At 32.7% G+C, this 19469-nt stretch carries 17 protein-coding genes; 1 reads left to right on the top strand and 16 read right to left on the bottom strand.

Going from position 1 to position 19469, the window contains the following annotated elements; genetic code table 11:
* Window positions 1–220: 220 nt before the first annotated feature.
* From ACSUE0_RS03055 to ACSUE0_RS03020, 8 genes are all read right to left on the bottom strand, one after another.
* Window positions 221–1618, bottom strand: coding sequence for a hypothetical protein (locus ACSUE0_RS03055; protein WP_436956046.1), 1398 nt, complete (start codon window positions 1616–1618; stop codon window positions 221–223).
* Window positions 1619–1698: 80 nt separating this feature from the next.
* A complete protein-coding gene (locus ACSUE0_RS03050; protein ID WP_017722163.1) occupies window positions 1699–2193 on the bottom strand; it encodes a DUF948 domain-containing protein in 495 nt (164 codons plus the stop codon).
* Between the two features lie 70 nt (window positions 2194–2263).
* A complete protein-coding gene (gene murC / locus ACSUE0_RS03045) occupies window positions 2264–3577 on the bottom strand; it encodes a UDP-N-acetylmuramate--L-alanine ligase (protein WP_119614986.1) in 1314 nt (437 codons plus the stop codon).
* Between the two features lie 23 nt (window positions 3578–3600).
* Window positions 3601–7449 (bottom strand): DNA translocase FtsK, encoded by a 3849-nt coding sequence (locus ACSUE0_RS03040; RefSeq protein WP_436956044.1) that lies wholly within the window; start codon window positions 7447–7449, stop codon window positions 3601–3603.
* A 17-nt stretch (window positions 7450–7466) separates the two neighbouring features.
* On the bottom strand, window positions 7467–8066 hold the full coding sequence (gene ytpR / locus ACSUE0_RS03035) for a YtpR family tRNA-binding protein (protein WP_436956042.1): 600 nt from the start codon (window positions 8064–8066) through the stop codon (window positions 7467–7469).
* A 12-nt stretch (window positions 8067–8078) separates the two neighbouring features.
* A complete protein-coding gene (locus tag ACSUE0_RS03030) occupies window positions 8079–8942 on the bottom strand; it encodes a DUF1444 domain-containing protein (RefSeq protein WP_119614899.1) in 864 nt (287 codons plus the stop codon).
* A 130-nt stretch (window positions 8943–9072) separates the two neighbouring features.
* Window positions 9073–9381, bottom strand: a complete 309-nt coding sequence (locus ACSUE0_RS03025) for a thioredoxin family protein (protein ID WP_119614898.1) — start codon at window positions 9379–9381, stop codon at window positions 9073–9075.
* Between the two features lie 15 nt (window positions 9382–9396).
* On the bottom strand, window positions 9397–10440 hold the full coding sequence (locus ACSUE0_RS03020; RefSeq protein WP_430459425.1) for a M42 family metallopeptidase: 1044 nt from the start codon (window positions 10438–10440) through the stop codon (window positions 9397–9399).
* Window positions 10441–10555: 115 nt separating this feature from the next.
* Here ACSUE0_RS03020 and ACSUE0_RS03015 point away from each other — a divergent pair, with 115 nt between their 5' ends.
* Window positions 10556–10873: a PepSY domain-containing protein gene (locus ACSUE0_RS03015; protein WP_119614896.1), complete on the top strand. Its 318-nt coding sequence runs from the start codon at window positions 10556–10558 to the stop codon at window positions 10871–10873.
* Between the two features lie 208 nt (window positions 10874–11081).
* On the opposite strand, the gene ACSUE0_RS03010 is transcribed toward ACSUE0_RS03015, so the two are convergent.
* The 8 genes from ACSUE0_RS03010 to ACSUE0_RS02975 all read right to left on the bottom strand — a co-directional run bounded on the left by ACSUE0_RS03010 (window position 11082) and on the right by ACSUE0_RS02975 (window position 19381).
* Window positions 11082–11909 (bottom strand): YtnP family quorum-quenching lactonase, encoded by an 828-nt coding sequence (locus tag ACSUE0_RS03010; protein ID WP_436956039.1) that lies wholly within the window; start codon window positions 11907–11909, stop codon window positions 11082–11084.
* Between the two features lie 199 nt (window positions 11910–12108).
* Window positions 12109–12744 carry a tRNA (guanosine(46)-N7)-methyltransferase TrmB gene (trmB, locus tag ACSUE0_RS03005; protein WP_017722172.1) on the bottom strand — a complete coding sequence of 212 codons (636 nt, stop codon included), beginning with the start codon at window positions 12742–12744 and terminating at the stop codon, window positions 12109–12111.
* Window positions 12745–12756: 12 nt separating this feature from the next.
* The gene (locus tag ACSUE0_RS03000) at window positions 12757–13548 is read right to left on the bottom strand and encodes a phosphotransferase family protein (protein WP_017722173.1); all 792 of its coding nucleotides are present in this window, start codon (window positions 13546–13548) and stop codon (window positions 12757–12759) included.
* 458 nt (window positions 13549–14006) lie between these two features.
* On the bottom strand, window positions 14007–14852 hold the full coding sequence (dat, locus tag ACSUE0_RS02995) for a D-amino-acid transaminase (RefSeq protein ID WP_436956036.1): 846 nt from the start codon (window positions 14850–14852) through the stop codon (window positions 14007–14009).
* 2 nt (window positions 14853–14854) lie between these two features.
* A complete protein-coding gene (gene pepV / locus ACSUE0_RS02990; RefSeq protein ID WP_119614893.1) occupies window positions 14855–16264 on the bottom strand; it encodes a dipeptidase PepV in 1410 nt (469 codons plus the stop codon).
* A 352-nt stretch (window positions 16265–16616) separates the two neighbouring features.
* Window positions 16617–17030 (bottom strand): YtxH domain-containing protein, encoded by a 414-nt coding sequence (locus ACSUE0_RS02985; RefSeq protein WP_119614892.1) that lies wholly within the window; start codon window positions 17028–17030, stop codon window positions 16617–16619.
* An 18-nt stretch (window positions 17031–17048) separates the two neighbouring features.
* On the bottom strand, window positions 17049–17747 hold the full coding sequence (locus ACSUE0_RS02980; protein WP_119614891.1) for a pseudouridine synthase: 699 nt from the start codon (window positions 17745–17747) through the stop codon (window positions 17049–17051).
* Window positions 17744–19381 (bottom strand): putative polysaccharide biosynthesis protein, encoded by a 1638-nt coding sequence (locus ACSUE0_RS02975; protein WP_436956033.1) that lies wholly within the window; start codon window positions 19379–19381, stop codon window positions 17744–17746. The genes ACSUE0_RS02980 and ACSUE0_RS02975 overlap by 4 nt, the downstream gene beginning before the upstream one ends.
* Between the last annotated feature and the right edge of the window lie 88 nt (window positions 19382–19469).

The raw sequence follows: 19469 nt of genomic DNA, 5'->3' as shown, positions 1-19469 counted from the left end.
TTTTCAATATTTCTTCATAATAGCAATTTAAATATTCTATGTATAAAATTTAACATTCCACAAGAAAGTAAAAGCGAAAAGCAAGCATGTATAGAAATGAATTTATGGATATATCAATTACAAAGAATTAATTGATTAATAATCTAATCGTTGCTTCAAATAACATAAACAAAAAGGATCCAAAACAATTATTATGTCTTGGATCCTGTTATTGATTAAATTAATCATTGAATGTTCTTTTATCAATTTTACTTTCAGCTTTTTCTGTCTTATTCATTTGTGGTCTGTTTTTAGTATACGTTTTTTTAGTTGATTTACTTTTAGTTGGTTTTGTCTTTTTTTCAGTAGTCTGCGCTTCATCATGGTTAATAATACCATCATTTGATTTAGTGGATGAATTATTAGTATTTTGCTTTGCACTACTTTGTCCAACTGATTGTTCGCTTAAATTTCTTGTAGCATTTTCATGAACAATAATACCATCTTTAAATGTTACAGTCTTATGTGTTTGTTTAACACGTTGTTCAGCTGCTGTTGGCTTTGAAATTTCTGTTGTTGTTGCTTTTTTATTACTTTTGTCTGCACTATTATCAACTTTATCAGTAGATTCTACTGCATTTCCAACATTTGGAGTAATTAAAGTTGGCACAGAATGATGTTTAGCTTGCTTTGGCGACTCTGGAACTAGTAAATTAGCAGTATTCTCGGCAATGCTTTGATTATTATTAATTGCTTTTTGTTTGTTATTAGCTGCTAATGCTAAGCCTGATGCAGTAACTGTACCAGTAATCACTGCTGTAGACTTACCTCCATCATGAGAAGATGATTCGTTAGTTGTTTCTTGCGTTACTAATTTTGGTGCGGCTTTATCTGATTGTTTTGGTTTATTATCTTCATTAGTCAGTTTCGAAGTGTTTTCTGAAACCTCTGAATCATTATTTATTGCTTCTTTTTTATTTTGTGCTGCGCTTGCTAAGCCACCTGCAGCAATAGCGCCTCCTGCAGTTGCTGCAGCTGTTTTACCATTAATGCCTTCATTTTGAGCTGAGTCATCTGTAAAGTTTGTGTTAGCATCTGAATTATCCGATGTTTCTTCTTTTATAGCGTCTTGTTGAGCATTGATTTCATATTCAGTTGGTTTAGCATCTGGATCAATGTGTTCAGTAGATAAATTATTGGATGCTACATCATCATTATTATTTCCACTTTTTGCTTCTTGTTGTTCTTGTGCCTCAGGTGACATATTAGCTAAGTCATTATCAGATACTTCTTTTTGAATGGCAACTTTTTGGGCTGCTAATTCTTCATCTGTCACTTCAGTGTTATTTTTTTGAGATTCTGTAATAGTTGATTTCAACCCTGCTAATTTATTTTCAGCATCTTGTTGTTCTTGTTCACTTTGTGCAACAATATTCGATTTAAATTGTTCTTTATTATCCGGAACATTTTTATTAGAAGATCTAGATTTACTAATGGAAACTAAACCTAAAGCTGAACCAATCACAGCACCTACAATAAATCCATACACAAATTCATTTCTGGCACCTTTTGTAAAATATTCTGGTACTTGATAACTTTCTAAGTTTCTTTCATAATTATCTCGATTATAGTATTTCATAATTGAATGCCCCCTATAACAAATGCACTTAAATAAGTTTCAAACCTCATTTAAGTGCATTTGTTTTTTAAATATATGAATTATTTGTTATCTACACGTGTAGTATAGCTATGATTTGTATCGTTTGCTACACTGCTCGCTTTATAATTTGCACTATCTCTGCGATTTCTTCTGTTTTGCCATTTATCAGCAACTTCCATTGCTACATTTGACCATTGTACAACTTGAGAAATTTTATCTTCATTTTGAGAAATATTGTGCGTAATTGAGTTTGTAACTCGATCAACTGAACCATTTAAAGTTTGTACAGAATCACCGATACCTTTAACAGCATCAACTACTGAATTTAAACGATCAGATTTATCTTGAATATCTTCAGTTAAGCGATTCGCTTTGTGAAGTAAATCTGTAGATTCACGTGTAATACCTTGAATTTGCCCTTCAACTCCATCAAGTGTTTTAGCAACGTGATCTAAATTCTTCTTAACTGAAAGTAATACTACAACGATACCAATTACTAATATTAGAAATGCAATCGCCGCAATAATTCCAGCTATAGGTAAAATCCATTCCATTAAAAACGCCTCCTATTAATCATATGTTGTTATTTAATATAAATACCCCCATCATTTTAACATAAACATATTAAAATGACGAAGTGACACCAACTTTTTCCATATAAGCACGTTGAATTTTTTGTATATCGCCAGCACCCATAAATAGAATAACTGAATTATTATATTGTTCTAATATGCTTACACTTTCCTCATCGATTAGTTTTGCGCCATCGATTCTCTGAATCAAATCTTGAATTGTTAAATTACCAGTATTTTCTCTTATAGAACCAAAAATCTCACATAAGAATGTTGTATCAGCTAAACTTAAGCAATCTGCAAATTCATCTAAAAACGCTTGAGTTCTACTAAAAGTATGAGGTTGAAAAACCGCGATAACATCTTTATTAGGGTATTTCTTTCTCGCTGTTTCAATTGTAGCACTAATTTCTCTAGGGTGGTGCGCATAATCATCAACTAACACTTGATTTCCAATTTTTGTCTCGTTGAACCTTCTTTTCACGCCACCAAACGTTTCTAACGCAGCTTTGATATTATCTACGTTTAGGCTCTCTAAATAGCTAATTGTAATTACAGCAAGACCATTTAGAATGTTATGATCGCCAAATTGTGGTGAAAGGAATGTGTCATAGTATTCGTTTTTAATGTAAACATCAAATTGAGTACCTTTTTCACTAATTTTTAAGTTATCTGCATAAACATCGTCATCTTTAGAAAAACCATAATAGTAAACTGGTACGTCAGCTTCAATTTTTCGTAAATGCTCATCGTCGCCCCATGCAATAATAGCCTTTTTCACGTTCTGCGCCATTTCTTGGAACGCGTTAAATACATCATCAACATCTTTAAAATAGTCCGGATGATCAAAATCTATATTTGTCATAATCGCATAATCTGGATGATAACTTAAGAAATGTCTACGGTATTCACAAGCTTCGAATGCGAAATAATCACTTGCTGGTATACCTAAGCCAGTACCATCACCGATTAGGAATGATGTCTTTTTATCACCATTCATAACGTGTGATAATAGACCTGTAGTAGATGTCTTACCATGTGCACCTGTAACCGCTACAGACGTATATTGATTGATAATATGACCTAAGAAGTCATGATAGCGAATAACTTCAACTTTTAATTCATGTGCACGTACAATTTCCTCATGTGTGTCTGGAAAGGCATTACCTTGTACGATGACCATATCTTCTTTTATATTATCTGCATTGAAAGGTAAAATTTTGATACCATTATTTTTTAAAGCTACTTCTGTAAAAACATAGTTTTGAATATCTGAACCTTGAACTTCATTTCCAAGATCACGCATGATTTGTGCTAATGAACTCATACCGGCACCTTTTATGCCAACAAAATGATAATGTGTCATAAAAACACTCCTTTATCTCTATATTAATTCTCATTTAAATCTGATTCTGTAATGTATACATCTCTTGGTTTTGAACCATTAGCTCCCGAAACATAACCTAGTTGTTCTAATTGATCAACTATTCTGGCTGCACGATTGTAACCAATCTGGAAATGTCGTTGTATTAATGAAGTTGAAATATGTCCCTCATTCAACATAAATTGACACACATCATCGAATAAATCATCCTGCGGTTGACTTTCAGTTTTCTTTAATAATTCTTTTTCTTCAAACAAATACTCTGGTTCTCTTTGTTCTTTAATAAAATCAACTACATCATCAATTTCTTCATCAGATACAAAGGTTCCTTGAACGCGTATTGGTTTATTCATTCCACTTCCGAGATAAAGCATATCACCATATCCAAGTAAGCGTTCTGCACCACCACTATCTAATATGGTACGGGAATCAACACTTGACGATACCATAAATGCAACTCTTGTTGGAATATTTGCTTTGATTAAACCTGTTATTACATTGACAGATGGTCTTTGCGTTGCAACTAACATATGAATGCCACATGCACGTGCTTTTTGTGCTATACGCGCAATCGATTGCTCGACTTCTTGTGGTGCCATCATCATTAAATCTGCTAACTCATCTATAACTATAACAATTTTCGGCATTCTATCCTCATATGTTGCTTTCTTATTATAAGCGGTTATATTTCTTACATGATATTTAGCAAAGACTTTGTAACGTCTTTCCATCTCTTCAACAGCCCATTTCAAACTTTGTGTAGCTGCTTTTACATCTGTAATAACTGGTGAAACTAAATGTGGTAAATCATTATATGGAGCCAATTCAACCATTTTTGGATCGATTAAAAGTAATTTTAATTCTTCTGGATGATTTTTATATAATAAAGACATTAAGATACTATTTATACATACTGATTTACCAGAACCTGTAGCACCAGCTATTAAAGCGTGTGGTGTTTTGGATATATCCATCAATAACGGTTCATTGTTAATTCTAAGACCCATGGCTACAGTTAACTTAGATTCTGAATTTTTAAATGCGGGCTCTTCAATAATTGAACGTAAATTTACTGTTGTTGAATTTTGGTTTGGTACTTCTATACCAACTAAACTTGTACCGGCTATTGGTGCTTCAATACGAATATCCTTAGCAGCTAATGCCATCTTAATATCATCTTGCAAAGCAGTGATTCTTGAAACTTTCACGCCTTTTTCAACAGATAATTCAAAACGTGTCACACTTGGTCCTTCTGTTACGTTCTGTACCTCCGCTGGTACATTAAAATAATAGAAAGCTTCATTTAACTCTTGTTTTTTATCCTCTATCCAAGACTCATCTACTTCATGTTGTTTAGGTGCTTCTAATAATTCTACACTCGGTAATTTAATATTTGGTCCTCGACGTATAGTTGTTTTATTTTCATTCTCATTTGATGATTTTGTAGCACCTTGCTGTGAGGTAGGTTCTGGTTTTAGTAATGGTTCTTGGACAGATTGTCCAGTGTCCTCATTTGGATTAACTGACTGATGGTTGCTAACAACATTGCTATCTATAGACGCACCTGATTTATCAGATTGTTGGTTGTTACTATTTGCTGTTTTAGCTTCAACATATTTATGTTCCGTTGCATTTGTTGACGTTTCATCAGTTAATGTTGCATCTTCAGTATCTGACGTATTATTTAGATCACTTTTTGCAGAGCCGTATTGAACATTATCTGATTCGTTTGTCACACCTTTGTTTTTATGTTCTGAAGAAACCGTATGATCTGTATGTGTCTGTTGCTCTGTCGTCTTAAGTTCAGTAGTATTATCGTTTGTTGCACGTTCAGTTGTATGCTCTGTCGCATATTCTATATTTGAACTAGCTCGATTTTGATTCTGTGCTTTTCTTGTATCTAGCATACGTTTTTTATCTGAAGGTGTCATGACAACATTGAAAGGTTTACTCCCTTTTTTATTAGCTGATTTGGCTTGAGTTGACTGGTCACGATGTGTTGCTTTACCTGTATCAACTTTTGAATCTACTGTATTATTTGTTTCTTGTTCTTCTGAAACTTTATCTTGTGAAATATCTTTATCATCATGAGCTACTTTTGAAAGACTAACGTCTATATCATCTACTGCATTTTCTTCAGAATGAGATAGGTTTGAGTCTTCGTTATCACCTTCAGCTGATAACGATGGATTAGCAGATTCAATAGACCCGTTTACCATTTCTTCGGATTCAGACACTTGTGATGTTTCTACATTTTCATTTGAATGTAAAGGCTCATTATTTGATGAAATTAATTCACTCGTGCCATTATCTGCTAACTCTCTGTAATTCGCATCAGCTATGTCATTATCTACAGTTTCTGCGTTTTGACTTGCTTCTGTTTCTGATTGTATTTCCGTTGTATCTTTATTAAGACTTTCATTAGATTGTGAGTTAAATACCTCATCTGTAGACGTATCGTCATGCGTATTGGTTAAATCGTAAGATACATTTTCATCCTTATCTTCTGACATATCATCTTCGATTGCTTGAGGTTCTGTAACACTTTTGTCTGTCTGTATTTCAGTATCAATATTTACATATTCGTCATTGATTGTATGTATATCACGAATATTATCTAAATTAATTTCTTCGTAATTATACGTTGAGTCAATTTCCTCTTCATGCTGATTGTCAGATGTATTTTGCGTAACGTTAGGATTTGGAGCGTCTTGAACTGATGCTTCCGAATCAATTTCAGTAGCATTTGTCGTTTGATCTTCAGCATCTAACGAGCTTTCACCTATGTAGTTTTGAGCTTGTTTTGCATACATTTCATCGATTGCTTTTTGTATACTATCTTCTTGGTTCTCTTGATGTTCATGACGTTTTTGTTGTAATGCTTTTTTAAATTGTCGCTTTTGAAGCACTTTTCTTTCACGTTCACGACGTATTTCTTCAACAATTTGTGAAGCATATATGTTTTCAATATTAATTGTATTATCAATTTTTGCACGCTTAGCAAGAGGTTCTTGTTTAGCTATCTCTGTTGCATCAAACGAGTTATTTTGTGTTTTTTCTTCTTCACTTTCACTATCTTCTGTTTGTTCAATAGTTGATGAAGATTCCACAGCATTATTATCTTTAGTAAGATCATCGACATATTGATCGTTATAATATGTCGTATCATCTGAACTCGAATTATGAGAATCGTGCTGATCCGTATTATCAAATTCCAAACTAACTTTATCGTCATTTGAGTCAGTTTCAGACTGCTGATTCTGTTTTATAACGCCATTAACTAGTGGACTAGGTTTTTTTGTACCAAAAATCGCAGAAGGAACTTCACTCGCTTTAAAATCACTTTGATGGTAACTAGGTGTATTAGTTTTATGTTTTGAAGTCGCATTTGCGCGTAAAACATCCGTCTGAATTCTCATTCTTTTACCTTTGTGACTTCTCTGTTCACTTTTTGGTTCAGAAACTACTTCGTCACGTGTGTTATTTTGTTCTGTACGTTGCGAATCCTCATTGTTAGAAACGTCATTTTCATACATATGTCTACGTCTTCTTTGTTTGTGATTAACACTTATATTATCGTCATTCTTGCGATAAGTATGGTTATCATTAGCTTCAGTATTCGAGTTGTCTACATTTGCATCGTTATTTACGTTATTTGTTTCATTTGCTTCTTCCAAAATACGCATTGGAAATCTAAACTTTCCTTTAGGCCTTTCATAAACATCATTGTTCTGAGGAAGTAATGAATCTTGGTCTTCTTGTTGTGTAGCTTTTTGACGTCGTTGGCTTCTTTTATTAAGATAATCTTCACTTGAGTCATTATCTTCTCCAAATAACTTGTCGAACCAGCTCATACGCACATTACCTCCTTTTATTCTTCAAAAAATGCTTGACCTACTGTGTAATCATCAGATAAGACCATAATACCTTTTTCTTGTGGTGCGTTTGGTAAGTCTAACTCTTTCATTGAACATATCATGCCACTTGATGCAACTCCTCTTAGTTCAGCATCTTTAATTACCATACCGCTAGGCATAACAGCTCCAACTTTCGCTACAACAACCTTTTGTCCTGCTTCAATATTAGCTGCACCGCAAACAATTTGTAATTTTTCAGTGGCAACATCAACACTCAATACACTTAATTTATCAGCATCTGGATGTTTTTCTTTTGTCTCAACATAACCTACTACAAATTTAGGTGAAAAATCTGTATCTAACTTATAAGTGAATCCAGCTTCTTCAATAGCAGTTTGTAATTCATCAACTAATGTTTCATTTAATTTAACGTGGCCGTTACCATCTATAGATGATTTTTGTGAGGCATTAAATATATTAAATCCTACAACTTTATTTTCATGTTGTATTTCGACGACATCACCTTTATATTCATAGTTAAATTCACCGTTAGCGGGCTCTATTTGTAAAAATGCTACATCTCCTACTGCTTGTTTATTATAAAAAAGATTCATTAAATTTACTCCTTACTTCTTATCTTTATTTTCATATTGTTTTCTTGTAGCTTCTAATCTTTGGATTACATTTGGATCTCTTTTTTGTTTATTATTTTTACCTAAAATGAAAATAGGTTCAAAATGTCCTTTATCATATCCTAAAGATAGTGAAGTAATTGGCACTAAACCATTTGTGAAAAACTCCATAGTTAAATGTGCCATCACATCATAACCTGTTTTATTTCTTATATCAGCTATGATTAATACATCCTGATGTGGCACCGCTACTAACATTTCGCCTTCGCATTGTTCTTGTATATTATTTAAAAATGAAGTGTTTAATACTCTACTAGCATCATAACCATCATTGGTATTAACAAAATAGAATATATTACCCTTTACTTCATCAGTCGTATATTTATTTTCTAATTTTCTTACGTTAAATAACGCCATCTCTTTTAATTGTTGTTTAGTGAGATTCATTTGTTCTAGTATTGTTTCATCAATTAGACGATAAGACTTACCTAAATCCATCGCATAGTATATATTAGTTTCTGCAGTATGTTCATCTATAACAAATGCATTTCCGCTTTTGTCCTTCTTATCAAAGCTTGGCGATCTTAACACTGGCATTACTTTAATGTCATCAGTATTAGATAATGCCGCGTCATTCATTTGTGCTACAGCTTCCTCCACATAATAGACAATCTCATCAACTATTTTTTCTTTTTGAGATTTATATTTAGCTACAATCTGAGAGAGTTTAACAGTAACACCTTTATCATTATCTAATCTAGATATACGTAATGTTTCTTCGTCACGATTAAAACTAAATTTAACGTCTAGATGGTTCAATCGACCTTTTAATTTATCTCTCATTTGAAAGACATTCATGTTTAACACTCCTATTAACGTGCCTTGTTCTAGTTTACAATAAAAGTACCCTTAGGAACAGAAAAAATGTAAGTTCTAAGGGTATATATTTTTATAAATTGGTCTTGGTTTCTCTACAAAATGACTTGACTTATAACGAAGATAAAAATGCATCAATTTGTTCAATTGATTTGCGCTCTTTACCAATATAGCTACCAATTTGTTGACCAGCACTAAACACAAGGAAACTTGGTATACCCATGATGCCATGCTCAACACATAAATCAATAAATTTGTCTCTATCTACTGATATAAATTTATATTCAATAAATTTCTCTTCAATTTGAGGGAGTTCTGGTTCAATAATTTTACAGTCAGGACACCAGTCTGCAGTAAATAAAAATACAGTTTTTTCATTTTTTAATTGCTCAAACTGTTGTTCACTTTCTAAATGCTTCATCATACCACTCCTATGTTATTTATATTGTAATATTTCAATTTCTTCTTGGTTTAAGTGCGTTATACTCTCCAATAATAATTTTCTTGCAGCTTCATAATCTCTAATATCAAAAACTGCATTTGTACTATGGATGTATCGTGCACAAACGCCAATGACTGCTGTAGGAATACCTATCTTAGCTTTGTGAATTTCTCCGCCGTCTGTTCCGCCTGGCGAAACATAATATTGGTGAGCTATACCAAACTCTTTAGCAAGCGAAAGTAAATAATCTCTAAATGTTGGTTTTAGTAGCATCGTGCCATCTTTAATTCTAATTAAAGTGCCTTCCCCTAATTCACCTGACAAGTTTTGCTTGCCTTTCATATCGTTTGCTGGAGAACAATCGACAACAAATGCTACATCAGGATCAATGAGTTCGGCAGAAGCTCTTGCGCCTCGTAGTCCTACTTCCTCTTGTACGTTAGCACCTACATACAAATCAAAATCCAATTCTATATCTTTTAGTAATTCTAATAATTCGATACCAATTAAACAACCATAACGATTATCCCAAGCTTTACTAGCATATCTGAATTCAGATAATTGCGTGAAAGTAGTATCAGGAACAATACTATCACCAATCTCAATACCTCGTTGCGCTACTTCCTCACAATTCTGTGAACCAATGTCTAACAACAAATCTTCAATTTTAGGAGCACCTTCATTGCCTGACCTAAAGTGTTTAGGTATATTTGCAACAACACCACTGATTTCTTCACCTTGACGTGACTTTACTTTAAGCCTTTGGCCTTGCCATATGTCATTGGCGACGCCACCTAAGTTGGTAAACTGTAGCATACCGTTGCTTGTTACATTAGTCACCATAAAACCAATTTCATCCATGTGAGCAGCAACCATTATACGTTTAGCATTAGATTTTTTCGAGCGTTTCACTCCGTAAAAGCCGCCCATTCGATTATAAATAAATTCATCTACAAAAGGCGCCATTTCAGATTCCATATATGATTTTACATCATCTTCAAAACCAGGTGCACCATGTAATTCTGTTAATATTTTCATTCTTGTTAATGTTTTATTATTGTTTATATCCAACGTGTCTCACTCCTTAAGATTTATTATATCATCTTCATTATGGTAAACTATAAATATGACTTTATTGGGGGTAGATTGTGTTATGTTGAATAAAAAAAATAGGTTCATCATCTTAATTATTACGCTGACAACTATTGTCGGATCTATTTATTTTTATACTCGCCGCAAGCATCAACAATATCAAGATCCAGAAAAAATCATTTCTGAAGTTAGAACCTATTTTATGAATGTTATAGGCTCATACATATTGCATGAACCAATTACTTATAAAAACACTAGTGATACTACGCTTGTTTATCAAGGAGGTATTACTACCCAAAACAATGGGTCACTTACTTCATATGATTTTTTTGTAGATGCAAATAGTGGAGAAATCATTAATATTATTGAATGTGAATGATAGAAGGTTAAAGTTATGAACGTAAAATGTATATAGTATGAGCATACGCTTCATCTATTAGATGTGAGCTGAGATTGCTTCATATCACAAAAACTATATACATAATTGAAGTCGAAGAATTAAAATGGATTATGCTCAAGAAATATACACATATATTTCTTAATTCATATTTTAACTCCGAAGCTTAAATTCATAACTTTAACCTTTTTTAATCTCTAGAAATAAATGTTTCAATTTCTGTCATACTCTGTTTATCAAATTTCACTGCAAAATAATTCACATCATGATAATACAAGAACCAGTAATCATTTAAAATATAATTTGGAATCAAGCGTTCTTTCTCTCTTATTGACTGCATAGGATAGTCATCATAGGCAGTTACCCACAACGGGTTTCTATGAGCAATTGTTGGGAATATGTCTCCCATGTGAATAGCTTTTTCACCTTCACTCTCTATCGTAATAATAGAATGACCAAAGCTATGTCCCCCAGTATGCATGATGTTAATACCTGGTAAAACTTCCATTTTTTCATCAAATAGCAATAATTTTCTTTGGAAATCACCGTTATTTTTCGTCCAATAAGTTGATTTACTTCTCAAGTTCGGGCTTTGAAATTCATGCCACTCGTCTTGCTGAATGATATGAATAGCATTTTCAAAAATCGCATGTCCTTCATCATCAGTTAAGCCTGCAGCATGGTCAAAATGCATATGTGTCATTAACACATAATCAATATCCTTTGTTGTCATATCCAATGCTTCTAAATCATCATTAATATGACTTTCGTATTCTGCACCAAAATTTCTACGTTCTTTATCTGTTAATTTACCAAATCCAATACCGGTATCTATAATGACATTTTTATCACCAGTTTGTATTAATATTGGATGCGTAGGTAAAGGAATTTGATTCTTATCATTCACTTCGTATTTTTTTGTCCATAAAACTCGAGGTACAACACCAAACATGGCCCCTCCATCAATATTTGTAATACCCCCGTTTAAATAATGTACGCTAAAATCTCCTAATTTCATAAATTAATTCCTCCTCAGTATCCTATAAACCTTTGTTACTCATTATCTTTTATATTAATACAAACAAACTATTACGTAAAATAATGCACTATCAAGCATGTTAAGCACTTTCCTCTCATTATTTAATGCAAAAGTACATTACAATAGCATAAAAAAATTGATAAGGCTTTGCCCTATCAATTGGAATGGTTTTATTAAATTAATGGAATTTGGCTTCCATCCGATAAATTCTAGAACCTTTATCAGAAAACTTTCTTTCATATTCTGTCTCTATGTTAGTTTCAACATCTTCTTGATGCAAATTCAAATTAATTTTGGTGAAATACATACCAAATTGCGACATACTTTCTAAACTATATGCAAATAGTCCTCGATTATCAGTTTTGAAATGAAGTTCTCCGTCTTTTTTTAATACTTGTTTATACAAAGCTAAATAAGTATGATAAGTCAATCGACGTTTAGTATGTCTTTTCTTTGGCCATGGATCTGAAAAATTTAAATAGATGCGTGAAATTTCTTCATCTTTAAAATATTCATTAAGTTCTATAGCATCGTTACATATGAGTTTAATATTAGTTAAACCTTGATCTAATACTTTATCTAGAACTTTAACCATTACACTTTTTTCCCGTTCCATTGAAATAAAATTAATTTCAGGATTTTGTGCAGCAAGCGTAGTTATAAACTGTCCCATTCCTGAACCTATTTCAATATAAATCGGTTGATCATTATCAAACCAATCACTGATTTGCCCTGCATGACTACCGTCGAGATCCACTATATTCGGTTCTTTTTTTAAGTAGTCTTCAGCCCACGGCTTGTAGCGCATTCTCATTTTGATAACTCCTTATATAAATGCATTGTTATTCATAACTTCATTTAAAAATTTAAGCCACATATTCATGTCTTTATAACGTTTTTGTTCTTCATACCACTGTACCATACCAATAGATTGTACTACTGTGTACCATTTCATACGCTTTTGTAAATCCATTGAATCTTTCGTACCATAAACGTTTAACCACTGAGGCCATTTCTTTTCTGGAACGTAATTGTATAGCAGCATACCTAAATCAATCGCTGGATCAGCAATCATCGCGCCTTCCCAATCAACTAGATATAATTCATCATGATCCGACAATAGCCAGTTATTGTGATTAACATCACCATGGACTACTGTAAAGAAACGAGGATCCAAGTTTGGCATATGCTCTTCAAGATAAGTTAAAGCTTTTCTAACAACATGATGCGTTAAAACTTCTCGTGATAAAGAAGCATTAATCTTGTTTAGTAGAATATCAGGAGTGATTGGCTCCATTTCCATACGTTTTAACATATTAAGTAATGTTTTAGAACTATGAATCTTTTTCAATAAATTGGCTACCCGTTGTTCGTGCATTTCGTTGAAAGTAAGTTCTCTACCATTTTTCCAATGTTGCGCGGTTACCACTTCACCAGTTTCTATGCGTTTTGTCCACACTAATTTTGGTACAATACCTTCGGCCGATAATGCCGCAATAAATGGGTTTGAATTTCTTTTTAGGAATAACTTTTGCCCATCTTGTTCAGCCATATATGCCTCACCAGATGCACCGCCTGCTGAATCGAGCGTCCATCCCAATTGATAAAACTGCTCCAACACGTTCACCTCACTTTCAATTAGAAAATGGCTCAAGAAAACAGATTTCGAGAGCCATATATAATCATTTTCTATTACAATATTTTAAACTTCAACCCAAATTTATGTCGCCTCAAGTTTTATGACTGACACAATGTCCCATGTGATTCAAGTTAAGTTATTTAATAACAGTACCGAGTTTCAAATTATAGCAACTTTTACATCATACCATAAATCAATCTCAAACAAAGTACTATTTTAATATTTCTATATCTTTTTTTCTTAAATTTATTACGGTCAATTTCAAGACTCATAAAAGATTTTATAATGTTTGAGGTTGAATTTCAACCAAAAATGAGAAACAAAAAGATACATTTTACTTTCAATTTTATATTGAAATCTCTTAAATGGCTCAGTTAGCATTATAACATAATTTCAACGTAATTTATGTGACATTTTATATCCATTTATGGAAAATATTAACTATGTGTGTCAATGTATCTATTAAATCCTTCTTGCAATGATTTCGTAATACTACCTACTTCACCATCACCTACATTTTCTCCATCCAATTTAACGACAGGCATGACTTCTATTGATGTACTAGACACAATGATTTCGTCTGCATTTTTTAAGAAATCCAATGTAAATACTTCTTCATTAAAAGGTATACCTTTATCTTCAGCAACTGATTTGATAACCATACGTGTTATACCATTTAATATATAATTATTTACTGGATGTGTGTATATCTCACCGTTTTTAATCGCATACACATTACTAGAAGAACCTTCTGTGACGATATCACCACGGTGTTGAATTGCTTCTTGAGCGTTATATTTTGTTGCGTATTCTTTAGCTAATACATTTCCTAATAAATTCAAACTTTTAATATCACATCTTAACCAACGGATATCTTCAATTGTAGTAGCATTAATGCCTTCTTCAAGCAATTTGTATGGGCGATCATATGACTTCGTAAATGCCATAATGTTTGCCTCTACTGATGGTGTAGGGAATGCATGATCACGTGGGGCAGCACCACGAGTTACCTGGATATAGACACCGCCATTAACGACGTTGTTTGTAGATAACAATTCCTGAATCAATTCCGTCAATTCGTCTACATTGTATTTTAGTTCCAGACCGATTTCTTTAGCACTGCGTAGTAATCTTTCAAAATGTTCTTTAGCTGTAAAAACATTATTATCATAAACTCTTATATATTCATAAATGCCATCACCAAAGACATAACCTCTATCATTATACGGTACATTTGCATCTTGCTCGTCCACAAGTTTTTCATTTATTAGCACTTTTGTCATATTTATTCCTCCACACACAATTTATATAATGACTCCAAGTAAATGCTTGTCGCATTAAATAATTGTTTTTTAGTAATATACTCATTTTTTTGATGCATTAAGTCTTCAGAATCGCTGAACATAGCACCAAATGCAACACCTTTATCTAAATTACGCGCATAAGTACCGCCACCTATTGTATATGGTTCAGTTTGGTCACCAGTTTGGTTTCTATATGCTTCTACTAAACTTTGTACAAATGGATCATCTTTTTCCACATAATGAGGTGTTTGGTTCTTACCTAATTTAATTGAAAAACCTAATGAATTTATTTCACTCTTAAATCTAGTCAATGCTTCTTCAAATTCAAAGCCTTCTGGATATCTTAAATTGATACCAAATGATCCACCTTTTTGATTATCATAAGTTATTACACCTATATTAGTAGTAACGTCTCCCATTACATCTGTATGGAATTTCATCCCCATTTTTTCTCCAAAATGAGACTCAAATAAATATTTATTACTGAATTCAACAAAATTAGCTGCTGTCTTATCTAAATCTAAACTTGATAAGAAATTCATTAAATATAAACCTGCATTTACTCCAATAGATGGATCCATACCATGGACCGCTTTACCATATACCTTAAGAACTAATACACCACTATCAACAACACTTTCACCATCAATTTGATTGTCATTTAAGTATTGTTCAAAATTTTGAATTACATCCGTCATATTTTCTTTAACCGCAACATGTGCTACTGCTTCGTCTGGAACCATATTATATCTTTCACCAGATTTAAATGAACGTAATTCGTATTCAGGTTCATCTTGATCTTCAGCTTTGTCGTTTTGAATTACATCAAACGTGCTGATGCCTTTTTCTCCATGAATAGCTGGGAATTCAGCGTCCGGAGCGAAACCTAATACTGGCATTTCTTCTGTTTCGAAATAACGATCCGTACATTTCCAATCTGACTCTTCATCCGTACCAATGATGATATGTATACGCTTTTTCCAATTTACATTCATTTCATTTAAAATTTTGACTGCATAATAAGCCGCAATTGTTGGGCCTTTGTCATCCAAAGTGCCGCGAGCTACAATTTTGTCATCAGTAACTAATGGATTGAATGGATCTGAGTCCCATCCATCACCAGCAGGAACAACATCTACGTGGCATAAGATACCAAAAAGATCTTCACCTTTACCCACTTCAATTCGTCCGGCAATATGATCAACATCATGTATTCCAAATCCATCTCGTTCTGCAAGTTGGTACATGTAATCTAGGGCTTTACGTGGTCCTGGACCAACAGGGTTCTCTGAAGATGCCTTATCATCTTCTCTTACACTTTCGATAGATAAAAGTCCTTTCAAGTCCTCGATAATTTGCCCTTCATACGCTTTTACTTTATCTCTCCACATTTGCAATCAACTTCCTTCTTATAACTAATATATTTAATATTTTACATGAACTAGAGAAGAAACTACAGTGAGATGTGTCTAATAATTCAAAAAATTAACTGTTATGATTTGTATTAAAACAGTTTAAACGCTATACATTACTATATAAAATACCTGTATTAATATAGTAAAAGGAGCGAGCTAGAAATCAAAATTTGATTTCTTATTCTCGCCCCTATGGCTAACTAAATATTTAATTAACTTATGATAAATGTATTAAGTTAAGTAATAGCTAATGTGAATAATTTGTTTTAATTACACACTATAGATAACACTGTTCATACCCTAACTATACATGCACACATTTTAAATTTTATTTTTCATCATGTTTGTTACTGTTATTTTTTAATTCTTCTTCTGTTACAACGCGTAGGTTGTTTGACGGATCAGCAGCGCCTTCATCAGTAAATCTCGCTTCTTCAATATGCTCTTCTTCATTTTCACTAACATTTTTAAAGCGATCTTTTTGTTCATTGATAAATCCTTTAGGATTTTGCTTAACTTTTGAAGCATATCCCTTTGGATCTTGTTTTACTTCATTATATGTTTCTCCAGCTTTAGAACTTATTTGACTTGCGATGTCTTTAGCATTTTGTTTATAAGATTCTGGGTTAGATTTATATTTACTGTACTCATCTTTCAATCTATCTCTATTTTCTTTTTTAGAGAGAACAACGGCTGTGGCTGCTCCACCGATGCCTACAATTGCTTTAAATAATTTTGACATAATAACTACACCTCTTCTTTATTTTAATCCTAAACTTTTAAAATCTTGCTGATTTAATTGACGATATTCTCCTGGTGCCAATGTTAAATCAAGATGAAGGTCGCCAATGCTAATACGTTTCAATTCTAAAACTTCATTATTTATCGCATGAAACATACGCTTAACTTGATGATAACGTCCTTCATGAATCGTAACAAATGATTTATACGTTTCATCACTTTTCACTAATTCCGCTGGTTTTGCCAATCCCTCATTTAACTCAATACCCACTTTAAATGCATTTATATCATTTTTTGTAATATTTTTTTCAGAAATTACTTCATATGTTTTAGGAACATGCTTTGTTGGGCTCATTAAGTCATGGTTGAATTGCCCATCGTTAGTAATTAATAATAAACCTTCTGTATCTTTATCCAAACGTCCCACCGGAAAAACATTTAAGTATTTATATTCATCGACCAAATCAATGACAGTTTGTTGTTTGTCATCTTCAGTTGCTGAAATATAACCTTTAGGTTTGTTTAGCATTAGATATACTTTATCAATATATTGGATGTGCCTATTATTTGCTTTTACAATATCAACATCTGGATTTAATTGCCTTTTTGGTGACGTTTCTACATTATCATTCACAGTTACCTGTTTCTTTTTTAATAATTGCTTAACTTCGGTACGTGTACCTACACCCATATTTGCTAAAAACTTATCTAATCTCATTTAATAATCCCTAATTTACGTCTAAGTTTATTTGGTATTTCACCTAAAAATTGATCGGCTAATTTTGTCTTCATAGTGATGCCTCCGTAAACAATCATACCAATTACTACACTTATAATTAAAATAGTTAATGAACCTATTTTAGATTCTGGTGAAATCAACATTTGTAATATAAATGAAGATAATTCAACGATAATCATCATGATTAAACCATATAGGAATATTTTACCAAAGTGTAGCCATGTCTCTGAGAAATCAAATTCCACATATTTTTTAAGTATATAAAAATTACATAAAACAGCAAACAGTAGTGCAATCGCTGTACTTAAAATTGCTCCAGCTGTATGGAAAGCCATAATGAATGGTGTGTTGAGTATAACTTTTAAAACAACTGCTGATAAAATTACAAATACAGTCAGTTTTTGTTTGTCAATACCTTGTAGCATGGATGCTGTCACACTTAACAATCCAATTAAAATAGCAACTGGTGCATAATAGAATAGTAGCTGACTTCCATCAACATTATAACTATAGAACACAGTATATAACGGTAATGCTAAAGCCATAATTCCTAAACTTGCTGGTACTGTGATATACATCAACACACCTAAAGAAGTTCTAATTTGTCTATGCATTTCACTTAACTCACCAGATTCGTATGTTTTTGTAATAAATGGAATTAAACTTACTGCAAAACCAGCTGATAGTGACGTTGGAATCATCACTATTTTATTAGTTGTCATATTTAAAATAGTAAAGAAATAGTCATGTAATTGGCTCGGTACACCTGCTAAATCTAAAGCACCATTATGTGTAAATTGGTCAACTAAATTAAATAATGGGAAATTCAAGCTAACAATAACAAATGGAATACTATACGAAATAATTTCTTTATACATTTTCCCATATGAAACGCTTATGCCTGAAACATCTGTTGCAACCATTTTTTCAATATTAGGTTTTCTTTTTCTCCAGTAGTACCACAATGTAAAGATACCAGCTACGGCACCTATTGCTGCAGCAAACGTTGCAACACCATTAGCTTGTAATACACTACCGTTAAAGACATTAAGCACTAAATAACTTCCAATTAGAATAAATAAGATACGTGCAATTTGTTCTATAACTTCTGATACTGCTGTTGGCCCCATTGATTTATAACCTTGGAACACACCACGCCATGTAGCGAGTAATGGAATAAATATTACGACCATACTGATAATTCTAATAATCCATGTAATGTCATCGACTGACCATCCACCTTTAGCTCCTGATTCGTGAGCTAATGTGATGCTTGCTATACTTGGCGCTAATAAATATAAAATGAAAAATCCTATAAATCCTGTAATGGTCATAACAATAAAACTGGATTTATATAATTTTTCACTTACTTTATATGCACCTAAAGCATTATACTTAGACACATATTTAGACGCCGCTAATGGTACACCAGCAGTTGCAATAGCAATTGCTATATTATAAGGCGTATATGCATAGTTAAAAGGTGCCAATTTTTCTTCCCCACCAATAATGGCGTAGAATGGAATTATATATATTACACCCAGAACTTTAGTAATCAATATACTAAGGGTGATTAAAAAGGTACCCCTAACTAATTCTTTACTTTCACTCATTCAGATCTTCCTATCTCAAATTAAATTTTTACACTCGTAACTTCAATAATAACGTTATAACCACTTTTTTTCAAAACTATATTACTAT

Source organism: Staphylococcus sp. AS1337, assembly GCF_051408735.1.
In the GTDB taxonomy this organism is placed as follows: Bacteria; Bacillota; Bacilli; order Staphylococcales; family Staphylococcaceae; genus Staphylococcus; species Staphylococcus xylosus_B.
Note: the sequence above shows the minus strand (reverse complement) of the source record. Positions and strands in the feature narration are given on the sequence as shown.

Bases quoted from the DNA above. Each gene is read 5' to 3' on its own strand.
- ACSUE0_RS03055 (WP_436956046.1), bottom strand. From the start codon at position 1,618: ATGAAATACTATAATCGAGATAATTATGAAAGAAACTTAGAAAGTTAT.
- ACSUE0_RS03050 (WP_017722163.1), bottom strand. From the start codon at position 2,193: ATGGAATGGATTTTACCTATAGCTGGAATTATTGCGGCGATTGCATTT.
- murC (WP_119614986.1), bottom strand. From the start codon at position 3,577: ATGACACATTATCATTTTGTTGGCATAAAAGGTGCCGGTATGAGTTCA.
- ACSUE0_RS03040 (WP_436956044.1), bottom strand. From the start codon at position 7,449: ATGAGCTGGTTCGACAAGTTATTTGGAGAAGATAATGACTCAAGTGAA.
- ytpR (WP_436956042.1), bottom strand. From the start codon at position 8,066: ATGAATCTTTTTTATAATAAACAAGCAGTAGGAGATGTAGCATTTTTA.
- ACSUE0_RS03030 (WP_119614899.1), bottom strand. From the start codon at position 8,942: ATGAATGTCTTTCAAATGAGAGATAAATTAAAAGGTCGATTGAACCAT.
- ACSUE0_RS03025 (WP_119614898.1), bottom strand. From the start codon at position 9,381: ATGAAGCATTTAGAAAGTGAACAACAGTTTGAGCAATTAAAAAATGAA.
- ACSUE0_RS03020 (WP_430459425.1), bottom strand. From the start codon at position 10,440: ATGAAAATATTAACAGAATTACATGGTGCACCTGGTTTTGAAGATGAT.
- ACSUE0_RS03015 (WP_119614896.1), top strand. From the start codon at position 10,556: ATGTTGAATAAAAAAAATAGGTTCATCATCTTAATTATTACGCTGACA.
- ACSUE0_RS03010 (WP_436956039.1), bottom strand. From the start codon at position 11,909: ATGAAATTAGGAGATTTTAGCGTACATTATTTAAACGGGGGTATTACA.
- trmB (WP_017722172.1), bottom strand. From the start codon at position 12,744: ATGAGAATGCGCTACAAGCCGTGGGCTGAAGACTACTTAAAAAAAGAA.
- dat (WP_436956036.1), bottom strand. From the start codon at position 14,852: ATGACAAAAGTGCTAATAAATGAAAAACTTGTGGACGAGCAAGATGCA.
- pepV (WP_119614893.1), bottom strand. From the start codon at position 16,264: ATGTGGAGAGATAAAGTAAAAGCGTATGAAGGGCAAATTATCGAGGAC.
- ACSUE0_RS02985 (WP_119614892.1), bottom strand. From the start codon at position 17,030: ATGTCAAAATTATTTAAAGCAATTGTAGGCATCGGTGGAGCAGCCACA.
- ACSUE0_RS02980 (WP_119614891.1), bottom strand. From the start codon at position 17,747: ATGAGATTAGATAAGTTTTTAGCAAATATGGGTGTAGGTACACGTACC.
- ACSUE0_RS02975 (WP_436956033.1), bottom strand. From the start codon at position 19,381: ATGAGTGAAAGTAAAGAATTAGTTAGGGGTACCTTTTTAATCACCCTT.